The organism is Chryseobacterium foetidum (genome assembly GCF_025457425.1).
Taxonomy (GTDB): Bacteria; Bacteroidota; Bacteroidia; order Flavobacteriales; family Weeksellaceae; genus Chryseobacterium; species Chryseobacterium foetidum.
Window position 1 is genome coordinate 1,070,210 of sequence record NZ_JAMXIA010000001.1, and the last position, 16,317, is coordinate 1,086,526.

A 16,317-nucleotide genomic window follows, 5' to 3' on the forward strand; every position below is an offset into this window, starting at 1 on the left:
TTTTTACGATGTTCAGAGATTTAAAAATTTCTCTAAGCTAAGAAAAAAAACCGCCTCAAAAAATGATTTCTGAACGGTTTTTCTGTGTTTTATTTAAAAACATATGAAAGCATTAAGCCTCCCCGTGTGGGAAGAATTTCTCCACTTTTATTCCAGTTTTCAGCAGTTTCTGACCTTTCTTTGGTATCCGCTAAATATCCGTGATAAAAGCCCTGTACAGAACCTACGCCAACAAAAGCTTCGAGATTTAATCTCTCTGAAATTTTAAATTTATATCCTGCATCAACCCCAAATACCAAGGCAAAGCCGCGTTGAAAAACGTTTGTAATTCTGGGGCAGCCGTCTGCATTATAAACTTGCTCGCCATTTTCATCGGTAATAGGTACTTTATCCAGATAATTCCATTTCTGCATATCAAAGAATCCACCGGAAAAATATCCTCCCATAAACCATTTTCTATGCTCTGTGCTAAAATAATATCTGGCTTCGGCAGTTCCTAAATAAAGCTGAAGATGTCGCCCCGCAAAAGATTTCCAGGGTGAGATAAAGACTTCTCCCTGGAGGGCAAAATGATCTGACACCGGTCTTTCAACCGCAACATTAAATATCGCTAAAGGAGCAAAGAGCGTATTGGCTTTAACTTCTGTCTGAGCATATACCGAGGAATATACTGAGAACAAAAGTACTGTTAAAAGCATTCTTCTAACAGACGAAAAAATTCTGCAACCTATGGGAACATCATATTTCATGATATAATTTAAATAAGTAAGGTGAAATAATGCATCATTTAGGATAGGCAAATAATCACCATATTTCTTGTCTAACAAATAATTTTAGCTAAGAGAAAATTTTTGAAACAACATCTGTTATTCTACTTCTATCGTCGTCCGACAGATTTGAACCCGATGGCAGACATAAACCGTTATTAAATAGCTGCTCAGCTACATTACCACCGTAATAAGGTGCATCAGCAAACACGGGCTGCAAATGCATTGGCTTCCATAACGGCCGTGATTCAATATTGTCTTCTAATAAGGCTAATCTTAAATCTTCACGGGTTTTACCTGTTTTATTTGCGTCAACAATAATTGCAGATAACCAGTGATTAGAATAGTAATCAGCACTTGGCTCAACAAAGACGCTAACCCCATCAATACTGTCAAACAAATCCTGATAGAATTTATTCATTGATCTACGCGCTTCTACTCTGCTTGTCAACACTTCCATCTGTCCGCGACCGATTCCCGCTACAATATTACTCATACGGTAATTATAACCGATGTGCGAATGCTGGTAATGCGGCGCATCGTCCCGTGCCTGAGTTGAAAGAAAAACTGTTTTATCTTTATCTTCCTGAGAATGACAAACCATTGCCCCACCACCGGAAGTGGTGATAATCTTATTACCATTAAAAGATAAAATTCCGAAGCGGCCGAATGTTCCGCATTTCTGACCTTTGTAATTTGAGCCTAAGGCTTCAGCTGCATCTTCAATGACAGTAATGTCATATTTATTTGCCACAGCTATTATTTCATCCATTTTTGCCGGCATTCCGTACAAATGCACAACGATAATAACTTTTGGTTTTTTTCCTTTTGCAACTCTATCTTTGATTGCATCTTCCAAAGCTATCGGGCACATGTTCCAGGTTTCATTTTCGGAGTCGACGAAAACCGGTGTTGCACCACAGTACGCTATAGGATTTGCAGAGGCGGAAAAAGTCATTGACTGGCAGATCACTTCATCGCCATACTCCACTCCACACTGGATAAGAGCCAGATGCAATGCTGCTGTTCCTGACGAGAGAGCTCCAACATTTACACCGGCATTTAAAAACGCCTCGAGATCTTTTTCAAAACCATCAACATTGGGTCCCAAGGGAGCAATCCAGTTTGCTTCAAAGGCTTCCTGTATATATTTTTGTTCGGTTCCTCCCATGTGTGGGGAAGAGAGCCAGATTTTTGTGCTCATTAATTAAAATCTTTAAGTATGATATTTGCTTTAATTCAGCGTGCCAAATTACTTCACAAATTTTCAGTAATTTAAAACTATTTTTTAATAATAGTAACTTTTTCTTTAAATCTATAAAAGACAGTTTCATCATCCGTAATATTTTTGTCTATCACCATTCCTGCCTGAATTGTATTGTGTGATCCAATTCTCACTGAAGGAATCACGGTACTGCGAATACCAAAAAAATTTGTATTTCCTATATCTACGTTACCAGCAAGGCCTGCTGTAGAAAGAAAATTATGATCACCAATAGTGCAGTCGTGGCTTATAAAGCTGTAGGATGTTATCAGATTAAAATTACCCATCGACACATTAGGTCCTATTACAGAATTGGGGTAAATCACATTTCCTTTCCCTAGCTTGGACGTTTTAGATATCACTGCTGACGGATGTATAATGTTCGGGAAATCTAATTTTTCAAGATCAAAATTCTGAGCAATTTTAGCCTTTATTTCCGGCAGTCCCAGTCCAAATATATAAGAATAGCTATCTGAAAACTGATGCCCTTTTATTGCACCCAAAAAATCTCCCTCAAAACCATATTTTACTGAATTGATTTTAAAAGATTCTTCATTATCATCTAAAAATCCGTAGATTTTAAATTCCGCTGATGGATTGTGTGTTTGAATATCTTCTAAATAAGAAATAATTTCAGAAGCTACAGAGCCACTGCCTATAAAAATTATTGGTTTCATTGTGTTATTTTTTATAAATATATTTTCCACCGTGACCTGGAAAGACAGTTGATTTATCAAGTATTGCGCTATATTTCTCTACACTTTCTTTATACTGCGTTTTGCAACCTGTTGGTAAATTAGTAACAATTCTGGTACCCTGCAATAAAAAATCTCCCGAAAAAAAAGAGTTGCCCAGTTTCAAACTTATTGACGAGTCTGTGTGACCGGGTGTTCTAAAAACTTCAAACTCTAAACCTATCATTTTTAGTTTACCTTCTTCAACGTTGATATCTGATTTATTTACCACCAGATTAATCTGGTTATGAAAGATGGCCAGATTTTTCTTGGGATTAACCAGGCGTTCAGATGTTTTCTCTGAAGAAACAACTTTTACGTCATGAAACCTACTCCTTAAAAAATTTACTCCCAAAATATGATCGAAATGCTCATGGGTAAGAAAGATATACATTAATTTCAGCTTATTTTCTTCGATATAACTGCTAATTCTTTCGTCATCTTGAGTTCCGGGATCAATCACGAGAGCTTCAGCATTATCGGGATTCGATAGGATATAGGTTACAGAATCTACAGGTGAATTTATAAAAGACTTAATATTAACCATTATCCTGTAATGTTAATACTTCTTCCTCCATCCACGGTTAGCTGTTGACCTGTAATCCATCTTGACTGTTCAGAGAGTAAGAAAGATACGGCTTCTGCAATATCGTTCGGCAAACCAATTCCTAACGGATACTGAGCTGACATTCTTTGACTTACCTCTTCGTTTTCAAAAATTGCTTTTGTCATTTCTGTAATAACAGCTCCCGGCAAAACAGAATTTATTCTCACTTTTGGTGCCAGTTCTACAGCTAAACTTCTCATTAAACCATCTAAAGCAGCTTTTGATGAGCCATAGGTGCTCATTGCTTTTGCACCTCTGTTACTGATATTGCTTGATATTAAAACTACACTGTTAAGCGATGAATTATTTGCCTTTTTGTTGGTTAATAATTTAATAATTGTATTTGCAGAAAAGACATTGGTTTTGAAAGTCTCCAACATCAAATCCTGGCTTACCAGTTTTAACGGAACCATCTTCATAAACCCGGCACAGTGCACAAACTTTTCAACTGTTAAACCATTTTCTTTTAAAAATGATGAGATGTTATTTTCTAATGCATCAAGATCAGATAAATCCAGTGGCAGAATATAAACCTGATTCTCTGTTTCACATTTTGATTTCAGATCTTCAAGTTTCTGGGTATTTCTCCCACTAAGAATAATGTTGTACTGCTGTGACAGACCGATAGCCAACGCCTCACCAATTCCGGCCGTAGCTCCCGTTAAAAATACTGTTTCTTTCATAAAAATTATTGCGCTGTGAAACCTCCATCAACAGACAAAATCGTGCCAGTAACCCATTTGCTCATATCTGATAAAAGGTAGGTTATGCCATAGGCAATATCTTCTGCTTCTCCCAGCCCTAAAGGATGAAGAGAATTTAATCTGTTATTATATTCATTATCAAAAGATCCCGAGACATCATCAAGCATCTGTGTTTTAATGAAGCCAGGAGCCACACAGTTGACACGTATTTTTTTTGATGCCAATTCTATCGCCAAAGACTTTGTAATTCCGTGTAAGGCTGATTTAGACATTGCGTAAGCTACATTTGCAGCCGATCCCACAAGGCCATACACCGAAGATATTAAAACAATAGAAGGATTTTCTGTTTTGTACATCTTGTGCTTTGTAAAAACTTTTGCTAACTCTAAAGCTGCGACTGTGTTTACTTTCAGTACTTTTTCAACAGTATCAGTATTCAAAGTTTTTAAAGGAGAAACATAAGGCAGACCGGCAATGTGGACGATGCCGTCAAGCGGTCCAAATGTTTTTAATTTATCCGATAAGATGGTTTTAATTGTATGAATATTTGATAAATCGATGGTTAAAAAATCGCATTTTTCGTTACATGAAGTAAGTGTTTCCTGAAGCGATTCTTCATTGATATCTAATAAGAGGAGCTTTGCGCCTATTGATGATAAGTACAAAGCTGTTGCTTTTCCAATTCCAGAACCTGCTCCTGTGATAAGGATTACTTTTTCTGAAAAGTCTAAAAAATTATTATGCATTTTGCTTGCCAGTGATTAATTGATGCAAACCTTCAATAGTTTTGGCATCTGCAATCTCTGCATTGGTTAATGAAACCTGATACTCATCATCTGCTAATGCGATGATCGATAATGTTGTCAATGAATCCCAAGCTTCGAATGAAGTAAGTTCGTCTGATAAATTTACATTATCAACCTCCATTATCTCTGCCATTTGTTCTAAAAAATCTTCCATACTATTTTTTTAATTATTTATATATGAGTTTACAAAAATCTAAATTACCGATTTTCATAATAATTGTTCCCCAGGTAAGGCCAACACCAAAACCAGAAAAACATACTTTCATTTCTGTATTCTCTAACTGTTCTCCCAAATTGTGTGTTGTAACAACCGGAATGGTAACACCGCTGGAATTACCAAAATTCTCCACAACATTGGAAGGCAATTTTTCTCTGCCAACGCCAATTTTATCAGCTAATTTCTGAAGCATAAAGCGGTTGGGCTGATGAAAAAGGAAATAATCAATAGACTCAACGCTGTCGTTTGAATTTTCAACTATATTTTTGATCTGCTCCGGCACTTTTGTCTGAACAAAATTAAAAACATTATCACCCTGCATTACCAGATGATTCTTAGTTCTCTTATTGCCAAAACTGTCTTCGTATAACTCTGAAGTTTCTGCCGTAATAGGCATTCTCGCACCTCCAGCAGGAACATTGAGAGCCATTGCACCGGTTCCGTCCATGCGAATTTCACCAATAATTGAAGTATCTTCTGAGGTATTTTCTATAATGGTAATAGCCGCAGCGTCTCCAATTAGTGGATTACTGTTTCTGTCAAATTTTGAGACTTTCGGACTTAAAACATCCGCATTGCACAATACTACTTTATTTATGCCTTCATTGTTAAGCAACATGAAAGCCTGCTGCAAACCTACAATGAAACCTGCACAACCCTGATTAATATCCATGCAGAACACCCTTTCATCCAGCTCATATTTACCATGAATAAGATTACTCGTAGGTGGCATAATGTATTCCGGACTTTGGCTTACAAACAAAATAGCATCGATAGAGTTTTTATCCAAAAAATTGTTTTCAAACAGATAATCCAAACCTGCTACCACTAAATCATAACTTGTTGTAGAATCTTCTGCTACAATTCTCTTTGATTTAAAACCCATTGCTGCTTTCAGCTTCAGAGATTTTGCTTCAGAAAAGCTGTAATTATGCATTTCGTCTTCAAACAATACTTCGTTCGCAGGCAAAATGCTGAGCATTCCGGAAATTTTTTTATTTGAAAAATTAATTTTCATTACTGTGCTCCGTTCTTTTTCAGCAAAGCTTCAATAGCTTCGGCAGATTCAAAATTTTCTGGTAATATATCTGTACCGTCGATTGAAATACCAAAAGATTCATCCAATTCTGTAACCAAAGTAATCAGATCAAATGAATCTAACATGCCTTGAGAAATATAATTTGTTTCTGAACCGAAATCGAATTCAGGTCTAATCCCGTTTAATATTTCAATAATTTTGTTCTTCATATTTTTTGTTTCTATTAATTAAAATCAAATTGTGCATGTCTTCTTCAACAAAGCCAAAATGTTTATATCTTTTTATAGCGTTTTCATTGCTTTTAATTACCCAAAATAACTCCCTTTTCACATTATTCCCCATATTAAAGAATAACTGAATAAGTTTTGAGCCTATTTTTTTGTCGCGGTAATCGGGATGTACAAACCAATAACGCAGATGACTTGTAATTCCGTGGTTTTCAAAAACAATAAAGCCCTGAATCTCGTTATTATCAGAGAAATAATAGGCATTCTGGTTTTCTATAAAGCCATCGATATCTTCATTCGCAGGAATACGCTCTACAAATTTATCAAAATATTTTTTGTAAAGTCCGTGAAATTCTTCTTTCTTATCTAAAGTCAACAGATGAATATTTTCGTACGACACCTCTTCAACATCCTTTCTGACTTTACTCATTCTGACCATTGAAGAATACTCGAAAAATCCGTTCTGAAGGAAAATTTCTTTTAAATCTGTCAGATAACCAGAGTTTCCTGCAGCCTCAACTGATATTTCTTCTTCAGAATCTTTATTTAAAAATTCTAAAAATGATTTTAATTCTGCAGCATTTGAAACAATAAAGTAAAGTCTCTTAAAACCAAAATCCTCTGTAAGCAAAAAGCATGCACTTTCTGATTTAAAAGCCTGAATTTTCAGTTCTGATAACAACTGATTAAACTGCAGCTCTGTCATAAAGAAATTGGTTTTCATTTCTTTAGATTTCAATCTGAACAATTCGCTTTTAATGTTGGAATATGAAAAATTTGAGATTTGCTCCATTTTCTGTTATGCGTTAGCCTGCTGATTTAAAAACGCTCTGTCTATTTTGCCATTAGGATTTCTCGGCATTTCATCGTAACGGATGTAAACTGTAGGAATCATGTATTTTGGCAAACTTGAAAGCAGTTCTTTTCTAAATGTTGCAGCCGTAATTTCTTCTGTATTTTCATAGTATAGAACAATTTCTTTGCTTTGACGGTTGTATACACAGCAAGCATTTTTTGCAATTTTAAGAGTGTTGACAACGATGTGCTCAATCTCCCCCATTTCAATTCTGTACCCTTGATGTTTAATAAGCGTATCTTTACGTCCTTTAAAAACAATCTCTTTTCTATCGTTTAATGCGACAATATCTCCGGTTCTGTAAATCACTTCGGGATAATGTGGGTTTAAAGGATTTTGCACAAATGCAGTACCTGTTTTTTCCGGATTATTGTAATATCCTAATGCCAGAGAACTTCCGCGTACACAAAGTTCACCTTCTTCCCCATCAACAGCCAGTTTATCTTCGTCTGTAATTATTAGAACATCAGTATTTCTGTAAGGAATTCCGATGGGTAATGGCTCGTTATCTTCAAATTCGCGGTCTACAATAAAGTAGGTACAATCAAGTGTAATTTCTATTGGCCCATACAGATTAGCAAATTTTGTATGCGTAAGAGTTTTCTTCCAATAGTTGAATTGTTTTGTCGGAAATACTTCACCCGCAAACCAAACTAATTTTAATGTTTCGAGATTCACTTTATTTAAAAGATCCATGTTGGCGATGTTCACCATAATTGTTGGAACCCAAAAAATAAAACTCACTTTGGTTCTCTGCATTTCTTCCAGTATTTTTATTGGAAATGCAGCCATATTTTCAGGCAATACAACGATACAGCTTCCCTTTGAAATCAGCATGCAAAGCTCGTAACTGAAAATATCAAAAATCACAGGCGATAAAGATCCTATCATCTCATTTTCTGAAAATTGAAAGATCTCATCCGAAACTTCAATAAAATCTACAAAACTTCTATGATTAAGGGCTACACTTTTAGGAGTTCCTGTAGAACCTGAAGTATTAATGATACAAGACATATCTGTATCTATACTTCTAACTTTTAATCTTTCTAATAATTTTGTATCATCACACTGAATATCAAAATCAAGTTCATCAATCAATATTATTTTATCGGCAGAATAAATACCATCTAAACCTTTTAATAAATTTTTTGTTGTAATTATAAATTCCGGTTTTACAAGCGCTAAAATATTTTCAATGCGTTTTGCAGGACTTTTTACATCCAAATTTAAATATGCATTACCGCTTAACATTACACCCAAATCAGCAACAACACAATTGATTGATTTAGGTAAATAAATTGCCACAGGTTTATTAACTACATCTGATTTCTCCAGAATATAATCTGCTAAAATGCTGATATTACGGTATAACTGATTAAAAGTAATCTCCTTTTCATTCTCTGTAACAGCAGTGTTATTTCCTTTTAACTTTACTGTTTCTACCAAATATTCAATTAAGTTTCTTTTCATAATTTTTTAATTGCTGCCATTAAATCCTTCCATTGTCACTTGCCCTTCCTGGCTAATACCTTCACGCACAATCACTTTTTTGATGGTTAAGAAGAGTATTTTAAGGTCTAAGGTAAATGATAAATGATTAACGTACCAAACATCCAATTCAAATTTCTTCGTCCACGAAATAGCATTTCTTCCATTTACCTGAGCCCAACCCGTAATACCCGGCCGTACATTGTGCCTAAGTTTCTGAGTTTCGCTATACAATGGCAGATATTGAGGAAGTAACGGCCTCGGGCCTATTAGAGACATATCACCTTTTATAACATTTATTAACTGTGGAAGCTCATCGAGGGAGGTTTTTCTGATAAATGCACCCAGCGGTGTTAATCTTTCGGCATCCGACAGCAAATTGCCGCCTGCGTCTTTTCTGTCATTCATTGTTTTGAACTTAATAATTTTGAAAATCACACCTCCTAAACCAGGTCTGGCCTGAAAAAAGAAAGGTTTTCCGTTATTTGCAAAATACAGGCCTATAGTAGCAATGATAAATATGGGACTTAAAAGTAAAAATCCAAAGAATGCGACTGAAAAATCAAATATTCTTTTTAAAAATGTATTGTACATATCTTTTACTTAATTTTCATGAGGTTTAAAACTGCGAAGATTAAGAATTTTTTCTTTTCTCTCATTAACTGAGTATTATACTTTAAAATCATTAGATTTCTTACCAGGTAGTTTCCTAAAAATTTTTTGTAAATATTATACTCTTCCGAATTTTTATCTAAATACTGTATGTAGTTTTTAACGTGATTTTGATAATAGCCCGAAAAAACATGCCTTGATTTTTCTTTTATTGTTGCAAGCGACAGTTTATTCAGATGTCCGTGTATGTTTTCGTCATGTAATCTGTAGTGAATATAAGAATTGCCATCAATCACTACTTTATAATTTTTGGAGCGGGCAAAAAAGTAAACCAGCCAGTCATGAGAAAAACCCTTCCAGTCTGAAGAATCTAAATCTTTGAGATAAAAACTTAAGTCTCTGGCAAAATTTCTTGTAAAAACATAGGTGCATCCGGCACTTCCTCCCTCAAACAGATAATCAAATTTCTTCTGAGGGAAATCTTTTTTCAGCAAACTGTATGAGTTGTCTGAAGTATCCCATTTTGTGAGATTTGAACAGTAGAGATCAGACTGTGAGTTTGTGAGTTTATCTGCCGCAGCTTTCATTTTTTCAGGAAGCCACAAGTCGTCCTGATCTGAAAATGCAACAAAATCAAAATCTTCCTCAAAATTGAGATTCTGCACCATCTTCAAAAAATTTTTTGCTGCAGAACCGGTTCCTGGAATATTTTGAGAAACAGTAACCTCAGGATAAGTTTCTCGGATTATGTTCAGCGTATTATCTTTACTTCCGTCGTCGCTCACAGCTACATCAATGTGTACAGACTTTTGAGAAAATATAGACTCTATCTGTTCTTTAATATATCTTTCGCCGTAATAGGTAGCTAATAAAATCTTTACTTTCAGCATTTTATTTACTGTATATTGCTTTTAATATTGAGATTCTCCACTTGAAAACCTGTAAAAGATCTGAGCGTTTACCTGTAGTGACATTGGCGCCGTGTCTACGGTAAGAAATCAGATTTTCATTTATAAATCCCACTTTTCCATTCTGAATATGTTTTAAGCCAATATACCAGTCGTGCATAGGGAGATCATCAGAAAACGGAGTCAATTTTATAGTATTTCGAAAAGCCATGGTACAGCCTAAAAATTCATTTTTCAGCACCATCCTGAAAAAATTTGTTTTCGGAACAGATTTAAAAAAATGGTCTACAATTTTTACATTATTTTCATCTATCAGTTCAGCATTGGAAAAGACACATGTGTATTCAGGATTATCAGAAAAAAAATCCAAGATTCTTTTTACTTTATTGCTTTTCCAGATATCGTCCTGATCTGCTAAAAAACAGATATCCCCATTTGCATTAGATATAGCATTATCAAAATTTCCTACAACTCCCGGTTTATTTATATTACGGAAAACTTTTAAACGTGAATCCCTGTAACTCTTAATGATATTCACTGTATTATCGGTAGAAGCATCATCAGAAATTACAACCTCATCATTTTCACTCAGTTGAGATAAAATAGAATCAAGCTGCTCTGATATATACTTTTCGCCATTGTAGGTTGCGATACACACCGATATTTTGTGTTTTTTTGTCATTTGTAGTGTGCAAAATTTTAGCTTACAAAGATATTAGTATTTTTGTACAAATAAAATTTATTGCATGAATTACTGTAAGATTGTCCTGCTTTCATTTGTATTGTTGGTTGCCAACAAAGGATACTCCCAAAATATGACTTCTGTAAATGTTGTTAAAATGGGTGCCGATGGAACGGACAAAGCAGATGACACTACTGTCTTTCAGCAGTGTATTGACAAACTTGCTGCGAAAGGTGGAGGAACCCTCGTGATACCAAAAGGTACTTATTATATAAATCATTTGTTGTTTTTAGGAGCCAAATATAGTAATATTGAAATTAAGGGACAAAATGCGATTATTATTCAGACTACACCAAAAAACCGAAAAGTGGTTCAAAACGGTTTAGTAAAGACATTTGCACAGCGTTTGGCAGCAGATGGTTGTTTCGTTTTTGATGCTCAGGTTTCTAATCAAATTAATGATCAAAAAAGTATTAAGAATATTACCATCAGTGGATTAGCATTTAAATCTGACATCCTGAAACAAGGTTTTGATGAGCTTATGCACCTGATTTCTGCGCATGGTGTAAGTAATTTCAAAATAAATAACTGCACTTTTACAGGTTTTCTGGGAGACGGGATTGCAATAAACGGTGCAACAGACTTTACCGTCAACCGCAATGCATACAATAAAGACATATCTATTACCAACTGTGTATTTGACGGAATAAATAAAGACAACAGGCAGGGCATTTCTATTTACTATGCTGATGGTTTTTTGATTAAAAACTGTACTTTTAAGAATATAACCAGACCCAATATGCCGGGTGCGATAGATATTGAAGCAGATTCTCCTACCAACGTTACGCGAAACGGAAAAATTTCTGACTGTGTCTTTGATAACATCGGAGGTATTGCCTGTATTGTTATGCACATAAAACCATCTGACAGAGGCAATAATTTTTCTTACAAAAATTTTACTGTTGAAAACTGTAAATTTAATAACTCCAATTCCGGCATCGCCGTTTTCGGTAGTGATTTTTATAAAGAATATACATCTGATGAGAAAATTCTCATTATAAAAAACAGTGAAATCACCAATTGTTTTATCATGCTGGATTTACGCAAAGCTTACGGAATTGAAGTAGATAATTTAAAAGCGCGTAACATATACACCAAAATTCACAATATTGTAAGCGATGGCGGCGCAAGAAATATCACCTTCAAAAACTGTACTTTCGACACTTTTGCAAATCCTGCCGGCTTAGGATTCACCGGTGAAACTTACGGTATTAATTTCGAAAATAATACATTTAAAAACTTTATCGGTACGGCAATTACAATAAATTCGCCTTCTGGTGTAGGTACTATAAAAAACAATAAATTTCTTTCAGCTAAAAATGCCGGAAGCTTTCCTCTAATAACAGCTTACTTCAAAGATAAAAACATCGTAAGGAACGCAAAAATTTCCGGCAACATATCTTCGCAGAACTTCAGTAATATTAATTTAAATTATTTTCTACAGTCAAAATAATCTTGTTTTAACAAATTCTAATGTTTTGAAGGTATAACTTAATTTTAATAATCTGGGTAAATCCACGCGGGTAAAAACTGTGAATTTGTTTCTTCCTCTGTAAAACTCTTGTAAATCTTTTACAAATAAACCGTACCTGAAGAGCGACTGTGCTTTGGTGTGGCTAACAGCCGAGAAGTCCTGTATCAGTTTACAGTCTACAATTCCTATTTGTGTTACACCAGCTTTTTTTACTCTCTCTATAAAATCGTGATCACAAAAATCTAAGAACAAATTGGGATTATAACCACCAATCTGATTGTAAAAAGCGACGCTGATCATCAGTCCGGAATTGATGCATGTAAGATCAGAAAGTGGCAATGATTTTTGATCTGTAATGGTAACAGGCGAAGGTCTGTACTTGTGAAATTTGGATGGAGACATTAGATTTCCATTACTGAAAACCAAAGGACAGTTTACAAAATTCGAGGAATCTACAGCGAGATATTTAGCCACAAAATCATCGGGAAGACTTGTGTCCTGATCTAAAAGTACCATCCAGTTTTTTGAAAGCTGCTCCAGTTTTTCTGCGAATAAATTATAAGCGTATGGAAGACCTCTGTTTTCGTTTTCGGTAAAATAAAAGACCTCCACATACTCATTATAGCAGAAATTTTCATTCTTCTTTCTATCTTCTTTACGGGGCGTGTTGTCAAAAACAACAACAGCAACCCTTTCTTCAGGCTTAAATTTTTCAATAGATCCTGATAAAGTCTGAAAAGCGTCGCAGCTTAGCAGATCTTCTTTATACAAAACGATGCCGAAACCAATATCAGTATCTAAAACAGCCATGATGAGTATTCTTTTAAAGTTTTTGCTACAAAAATACTGTAGTAAAAAGATACGGAAATTGTGGAAAGCACAATAAGGTATCCAAAAACTTTGACTCTGTCACTAAAACAAAGTATTATAAGAGGAAATAAGATAATCTGTATCACTGAAATCAGCTCATAAGTTCTTAAAGAGAATGTAAGACCTGTAGTACTGAACAGGAAAAAAAACACCAGTGATAATATGTGTATTTTTAAAAAGATATCAAATCCTCTGTAATTAATCTTTTCTCTGAACCAATATAAAATCACGAGGTAAAATAATGAGATGATGATTTTAAAATTGAAAATATTCAGTTGTGTATCTTCATATTTTTTACCTTCAAGATATACTTTTGCCTTCCAAAAAAATGAGTCTAAGCTGAAAATGGAAATGAAATTCAGATCCAGAATTGGGGTTAGCAAACTAAGTCCGAGTAACAGAAACATCCATTTAAACTTTACATCATATCTGTTAACAAGATAGATACTTAAAAATAAAATCGAAGAATTATGAAACATCGTGGCAAGCAGGATCTTTAATAAAACAACTTTATTGTTTTTAGCGACCAAATCCGGTGTCATCCACAATAAAATTCCCGATGCTACTCCAGCTCTTATGGTTGTCATTTCCTGACCTAAGAACAGATTTGAGACGTAGAGCATTACAGCAAGAGTAAAAAAATGATAATTCTTTATTACAGTAAATTTAAAATAAACTCCTAAAAATGCATAGATGATAAATGTGAAACGTACATAATCGTTAGTCAAAGCCTTAGCGAAGAAAGAAATAAGGGCAATTGTAGGTTCTTCCCCGATTTTTTTTAGTGAAGCTGCACTTCTAAAAAGATGCGAATACAGGTTGTAATCATTATCAATACCAACATTTCTGGTACCTGCAAAAATTACAAGGATTAAAAAAATAATAGCCCCCACAAAAGCTACATTTTTCCGGTTTCGGAAAAAAGTAAAAACAGAGGTGGACAAGAGCAGCAGTATGTATGCAACCATAATTAAATAAAAAAGGTCTGAATAAAAATAGTATTTACTTTAAACAAATTTAAGATAAAGATTTATGATTATTCTGAGGACAGAAAATTTCTTCTTACTGATATAATCCACTTGAACTTTCTCAAGCGGATAAAAATTATTCTGCTTTATCTTTTTCGCAAAATGTTTAATCAGATTATATTTTTTATTTTTAAAAAGATCAAGCATCATCAAAAGTACAAAAAAACTGTTCATTCCGGCAATTGTCTTTTGTATTGCAGAAGACTCTTCCCGGACTACCTTTCTCATTTCCTGCATGTTTTGAAAAATATCTTCATAATATTTTTTAAGGTGTTCGGTTGTTTTCGTTTTCGTAATAGAGTTTTGTCTCTGATAGTAGAAATAGTAAACCTCATTGATTTTATAGTATCTTTCGGCCAACAAAGTAGTTTTCAGTGAAAAAATGTTGTCTTCACTAAACATACCCACGGGAAATAAACTGTTGTTTTGTAAAAGAAATTCCCTACGGAAAATTTTTATGGTAACGCCCAAAGAATACTCATGATCTTCGAGAAATTCTCTTCCGGTTTCTACCGCTGTTGATTTTGCGTTAGGATTTCCGGCATATTTAAACTCCAAGCTCTTTTCTGTTTCAAATGCCAGTTCGTAGTCGAATTCTAAGATATCCAGCGATGGTAACCTGTTTAAATGGTCTGACAACTTTGTAAGAGACATTTCCGGAACCCAGTCGTCACCATCAACAAACCATATATAGTTTCCGCGGGCTTTTGAAATTCCGTAATTTCTTGCTGAGCTCAGTCCCCCGTTAGATTTTGTAAAAACAGTAATCTGATGATGAGGAAAACGTTCTTTAAAATTTTCAATTATCTCTAAACTACCATCGGTACTTCCATCATTTACAATAAGAAGCTCAAAATCATTTACATCATAATTCTGTTGAGTAAAAGATTCTAAACACCGGGTAATATAACCTTCTAAATTGTAAACGGGAATAATAACTGAAAATTTCATTGATGTTTTATTTTGATGAGTAAGATACCTTCTGTCTTAAAAAGAAAAGATATCTGAAAGGATTCAGAAGATGTGCTATTTTGTAAAGTGTGCGATTGATTGGCTTATTCTTATTCAAATCATTTCTGTCAAAAAAACTTAAAACTTTATGATAAAAAATTTCGTTATTAAGGCTGATGAAATCTAGATGGGAATGTCTGTATTTCTGATCAAACTGAAATTTAGTCTGATAAAACCTGCCAAAAATTTCAGCATTGTTTTTAAAATAGGCCGAATCTTCACGTACACGGTAAAGTACAGTTAAGGCAGGAAGGTACTCATATTTAAAGCCTGCTTTGGTTGCAATAATAGCGAATGGATAATCTTCAAGCAAAGGAATCGATTCGTCAAAATCTACCTTATCAAAAACAGATTTTCTGTAGAACAGTGCAGGTGCATTTCCAAAATAGCTGGTCTGAACTAAAAATCTATTCTGATCTTCGGCTGTATCGTCAGCATGAAAGATATTTCCGAAAGGTTTTTTTCTTTCCAGTATTTTTTTTGGTTCGGTACCGTCCAGAAAGGCATCCATTTCAGAAATAATGATATTTGCAGCAGGATTTTTTAAGGCAAAATTAAAATTATCCAAGATGCAGTCTGGTGTAAGAAGATCATCTCCTGCAATCAGTTTTAAAAACGCTCCTTTGGCGGCCTTTACACCACGATTACAGTTGGCAGGAATTCCGCTGTTTTGCGGTACCGTAATAATCTGTGATGCCACAAATCTCTCTGTATTTTGTTTCAACCAGTTACTGCATACTTCTATGCTCTTATCTTTTGAGTGATCATCAGAAATAATCAACTCAATGTTTTCGTAGCTTTGATTTTTGATACTTTCCAGAGTCTCTATAATAAAACTCTCTGAGTTGTAGCAAAGTACGATAATTGACACTAAAGAATTTGTTACCATCTTTTATAAATTTTTCTGCTATGAGAGACAAATTGCAAATATGTTCTGATGACGTTGATCACAGAATTATATAA

The 16,317-nt window shown here is 34.5% G+C and carries 19 protein-coding genes; 1 reads left to right on the forward strand and 18 read right to left on the reverse strand.

Translation table 11 applies throughout. The features are described from left to right. Window positions 1-89 precede the first annotated feature (89 nt). The 14 genes from NG809_RS05140 to NG809_RS05205 all read right to left on the reverse strand — a co-directional run bounded on the left by NG809_RS05140 (window position 90) and on the right by NG809_RS05205 (window position 10,911). Window positions 90-827, reverse strand: coding sequence for a DUF3575 domain-containing protein (locus tag NG809_RS05140; protein WP_262148636.1), 738 nt, complete (start codon window positions 825-827; stop codon window positions 90-92). A 10-nt stretch (window positions 828-837) separates the two neighbouring features. After that, window positions 838-1,971: a DegT/DnrJ/EryC1/StrS family aminotransferase gene (locus tag NG809_RS05145; RefSeq protein ID WP_262148638.1), complete on the reverse strand. Its 1,134-nt coding sequence runs from the start codon at window positions 1,969-1,971 to the stop codon at window positions 838-840. A gap of 77 nt (window positions 1,972-2,048) precedes the next feature. Continuing rightward, window positions 2,049-2,708 carry an acetyltransferase gene (locus NG809_RS05150; protein WP_262148639.1) on the reverse strand — a complete coding sequence of 220 codons (660 nt, stop codon included), beginning with the start codon at window positions 2,706-2,708 and terminating at the stop codon, window positions 2,049-2,051. Between the two features lie 4 nt (window positions 2,709-2,712). After that, complete coding sequence (locus tag NG809_RS05155; RefSeq protein WP_262148641.1) at window positions 2,713-3,312, reverse strand: MBL fold metallo-hydrolase; 600 nt, start codon at window positions 3,310-3,312, stop codon at window positions 2,713-2,715. After that, window positions 3,312-4,055 carry an SDR family NAD(P)-dependent oxidoreductase gene (locus NG809_RS05160; RefSeq protein WP_262148642.1) on the reverse strand — a complete coding sequence of 248 codons (744 nt, stop codon included), beginning with the start codon at window positions 4,053-4,055 and terminating at the stop codon, window positions 3,312-3,314. Before NG809_RS05160 ends, NG809_RS05155 begins: the two co-directional genes overlap by 1 nt. 5 nt (window positions 4,056-4,060) lie before the next feature. Beyond that, a complete protein-coding gene (locus NG809_RS05165) occupies window positions 4,061-4,822 on the reverse strand; it encodes an SDR family NAD(P)-dependent oxidoreductase (protein ID WP_262148643.1) in 762 nt (253 codons plus the stop codon). Further along, complete coding sequence (locus tag NG809_RS05170) at window positions 4,815-5,036, reverse strand: acyl carrier protein (RefSeq protein WP_262148644.1); 222 nt, start codon at window positions 5,034-5,036, stop codon at window positions 4,815-4,817. Before NG809_RS05170 ends, NG809_RS05165 begins: the two co-directional genes overlap by 8 nt. Window positions 5,037-5,049: 13 nt before the next feature. Beyond that, window positions 5,050-6,117, reverse strand: coding sequence for a 3-oxoacyl-ACP synthase III family protein (locus NG809_RS05175; RefSeq protein ID WP_262148646.1), 1,068 nt, complete (start codon window positions 6,115-6,117; stop codon window positions 5,050-5,052). Next, complete coding sequence (locus NG809_RS05180; RefSeq protein ID WP_262148648.1) at window positions 6,117-6,347, reverse strand: phosphopantetheine-binding protein; 231 nt, start codon at window positions 6,345-6,347, stop codon at window positions 6,117-6,119. The genes NG809_RS05175 and NG809_RS05180 overlap by 1 nt, the downstream gene beginning before the upstream one ends. Continuing rightward, window positions 6,328-7,089 (reverse strand): GNAT family N-acetyltransferase, encoded by a 762-nt coding sequence (locus NG809_RS05185; RefSeq protein WP_262148649.1) that lies wholly within the window; start codon window positions 7,087-7,089, stop codon window positions 6,328-6,330. Before NG809_RS05185 ends, NG809_RS05180 begins: the two co-directional genes overlap by 20 nt. A gap of 75 nt (window positions 7,090-7,164) precedes the next feature. Next, the gene (locus tag NG809_RS05190) at window positions 7,165-8,691 is read right to left on the reverse strand and encodes an amino acid adenylation domain-containing protein (RefSeq protein ID WP_262148652.1); all 1,527 of its coding nucleotides are present in this window, start codon (window positions 8,689-8,691) and stop codon (window positions 7,165-7,167) included. Window positions 8,692-8,697: 6 nt separating this feature from the next. Further along, a complete protein-coding gene (locus NG809_RS05195; RefSeq protein WP_262148654.1) occupies window positions 8,698-9,303 on the reverse strand; it encodes a sugar transferase in 606 nt (201 codons plus the stop codon). Between the two features lie 5 nt (window positions 9,304-9,308). Then, the gene (locus NG809_RS05200; protein WP_262148656.1) at window positions 9,309-10,211 is read right to left on the reverse strand and encodes a glycosyltransferase; all 903 of its coding nucleotides are present in this window, start codon (window positions 10,209-10,211) and stop codon (window positions 9,309-9,311) included. Window position 10,212: 1 nt separating this feature from the next. Continuing rightward, a complete protein-coding gene (locus NG809_RS05205; RefSeq protein WP_262148657.1) occupies window positions 10,213-10,911 on the reverse strand; it encodes a glycosyltransferase family 2 protein in 699 nt (232 codons plus the stop codon). 64 nt (window positions 10,912-10,975) lie between these two features. On the opposite strand from NG809_RS05205, the gene NG809_RS05210 reads away from it, so the two are divergent. Beyond that, window positions 10,976-12,424, forward strand: a complete 1,449-nt coding sequence (locus NG809_RS05210; RefSeq protein WP_262148658.1) for a glycosyl hydrolase family 28-related protein — start codon at window positions 10,976-10,978, stop codon at window positions 12,422-12,424. Here the strand turns inward: NG809_RS05210 and NG809_RS05215 are convergent. The 4 genes from NG809_RS05215 to NG809_RS05230 form a co-directional block, all read right to left on the reverse strand. After that, entirely contained in the window at window positions 12,416-13,255 is an 840-nt protein-coding gene (locus NG809_RS05215; protein WP_262148659.1) for a glycosyltransferase, read from the reverse strand. The two genes, NG809_RS05210 and NG809_RS05215, sit on opposite strands and share 9 nt — an antisense overlap. After that, a complete protein-coding gene (locus NG809_RS05220; RefSeq protein ID WP_262148661.1) occupies window positions 13,243-14,208 on the reverse strand; it encodes an EpsG family protein in 966 nt (321 codons plus the stop codon). The genes NG809_RS05215 and NG809_RS05220 overlap by 13 nt, the downstream gene beginning before the upstream one ends. 114 nt (window positions 14,209-14,322) lie before the next feature. Further along, the gene (locus tag NG809_RS05225; protein ID WP_262148663.1) at window positions 14,323-15,294 is read right to left on the reverse strand and encodes a glycosyltransferase; all 972 of its coding nucleotides are present in this window, start codon (window positions 15,292-15,294) and stop codon (window positions 14,323-14,325) included. A gap of 7 nt (window positions 15,295-15,301) precedes the next feature. Continuing rightward, window positions 15,302-16,243 (reverse strand): glycosyltransferase family 2 protein, encoded by a 942-nt coding sequence (locus NG809_RS05230; RefSeq protein ID WP_262148665.1) that lies wholly within the window; start codon window positions 16,241-16,243, stop codon window positions 15,302-15,304. Window positions 16,244-16,317 lie beyond the last annotated feature (74 nt).

Bases quoted from the DNA above. Each gene is read 5' to 3' on its own strand.
- NG809_RS05145 (WP_262148638.1), bottom strand. From the start codon at position 1,971: ATGAGCACAAAAATCTGGCTCTCTTCCCCACACATGGGAGGAACCGAA.
- NG809_RS05150 (WP_262148639.1), bottom strand. From the start codon at position 2,708: ATGAAACCAATAATTTTTATAGGCAGTGGCTCTGTAGCTTCTGAAATT.
- NG809_RS05155 (WP_262148641.1), bottom strand. From the start codon at position 3,312: ATGGTTAATATTAAGTCTTTTATAAATTCACCTGTAGATTCTGTAACC.
- NG809_RS05160 (WP_262148642.1), bottom strand. From the start codon at position 4,055: ATGAAAGAAACAGTATTTTTAACGGGAGCTACGGCCGGAATTGGTGAG.
- NG809_RS05165 (WP_262148643.1), bottom strand. From the start codon at position 4,822: ATGCATAATAATTTTTTAGACTTTTCAGAAAAAGTAATCCTTATCACA.
- NG809_RS05170 (WP_262148644.1), bottom strand. From the start codon at position 5,036: ATGGAAGATTTTTTAGAACAAATGGCAGAGATAATGGAGGTTGATAAT.
- NG809_RS05175 (WP_262148646.1), bottom strand. From the start codon at position 6,117: ATGAAAATTAATTTTTCAAATAAAAAAATTTCCGGAATGCTCAGCATT.
- NG809_RS05180 (WP_262148648.1), bottom strand. From the start codon at position 6,347: ATGAAGAACAAAATTATTGAAATATTAAACGGGATTAGACCTGAATTC.
- NG809_RS05185 (WP_262148649.1), bottom strand. From the start codon at position 7,089: ATGAAAACCAATTTCTTTATGACAGAGCTGCAGTTTAATCAGTTGTTA.
- NG809_RS05190 (WP_262148652.1), bottom strand. From the start codon at position 8,691: ATGAAAAGAAACTTAATTGAATATTTGGTAGAAACAGTAAAGTTAAAA.
- NG809_RS05195 (WP_262148654.1), bottom strand. From the start codon at position 9,303: ATGTACAATACATTTTTAAAAAGAATATTTGATTTTTCAGTCGCATTC.
- NG809_RS05200 (WP_262148656.1), bottom strand. From the start codon at position 10,211: ATGCTGAAAGTAAAGATTTTATTAGCTACCTATTACGGCGAAAGATAT.
- NG809_RS05205 (WP_262148657.1), bottom strand. From the start codon at position 10,911: ATGACAAAAAAACACAAAATATCGGTGTGTATCGCAACCTACAATGGC.
- NG809_RS05210 (WP_262148658.1), top strand. From the start codon at position 10,976: ATGAATTACTGTAAGATTGTCCTGCTTTCATTTGTATTGTTGGTTGCC.
- NG809_RS05215 (WP_262148659.1), bottom strand. From the start codon at position 13,255: ATGGCTGTTTTAGATACTGATATTGGTTTCGGCATCGTTTTGTATAAA.
- NG809_RS05225 (WP_262148663.1), bottom strand. From the start codon at position 15,294: ATGAAATTTTCAGTTATTATTCCCGTTTACAATTTAGAAGGTTATATT.
- NG809_RS05230 (WP_262148665.1), bottom strand. From the start codon at position 16,243: ATGGTAACAAATTCTTTAGTGTCAATTATCGTACTTTGCTACAACTCA.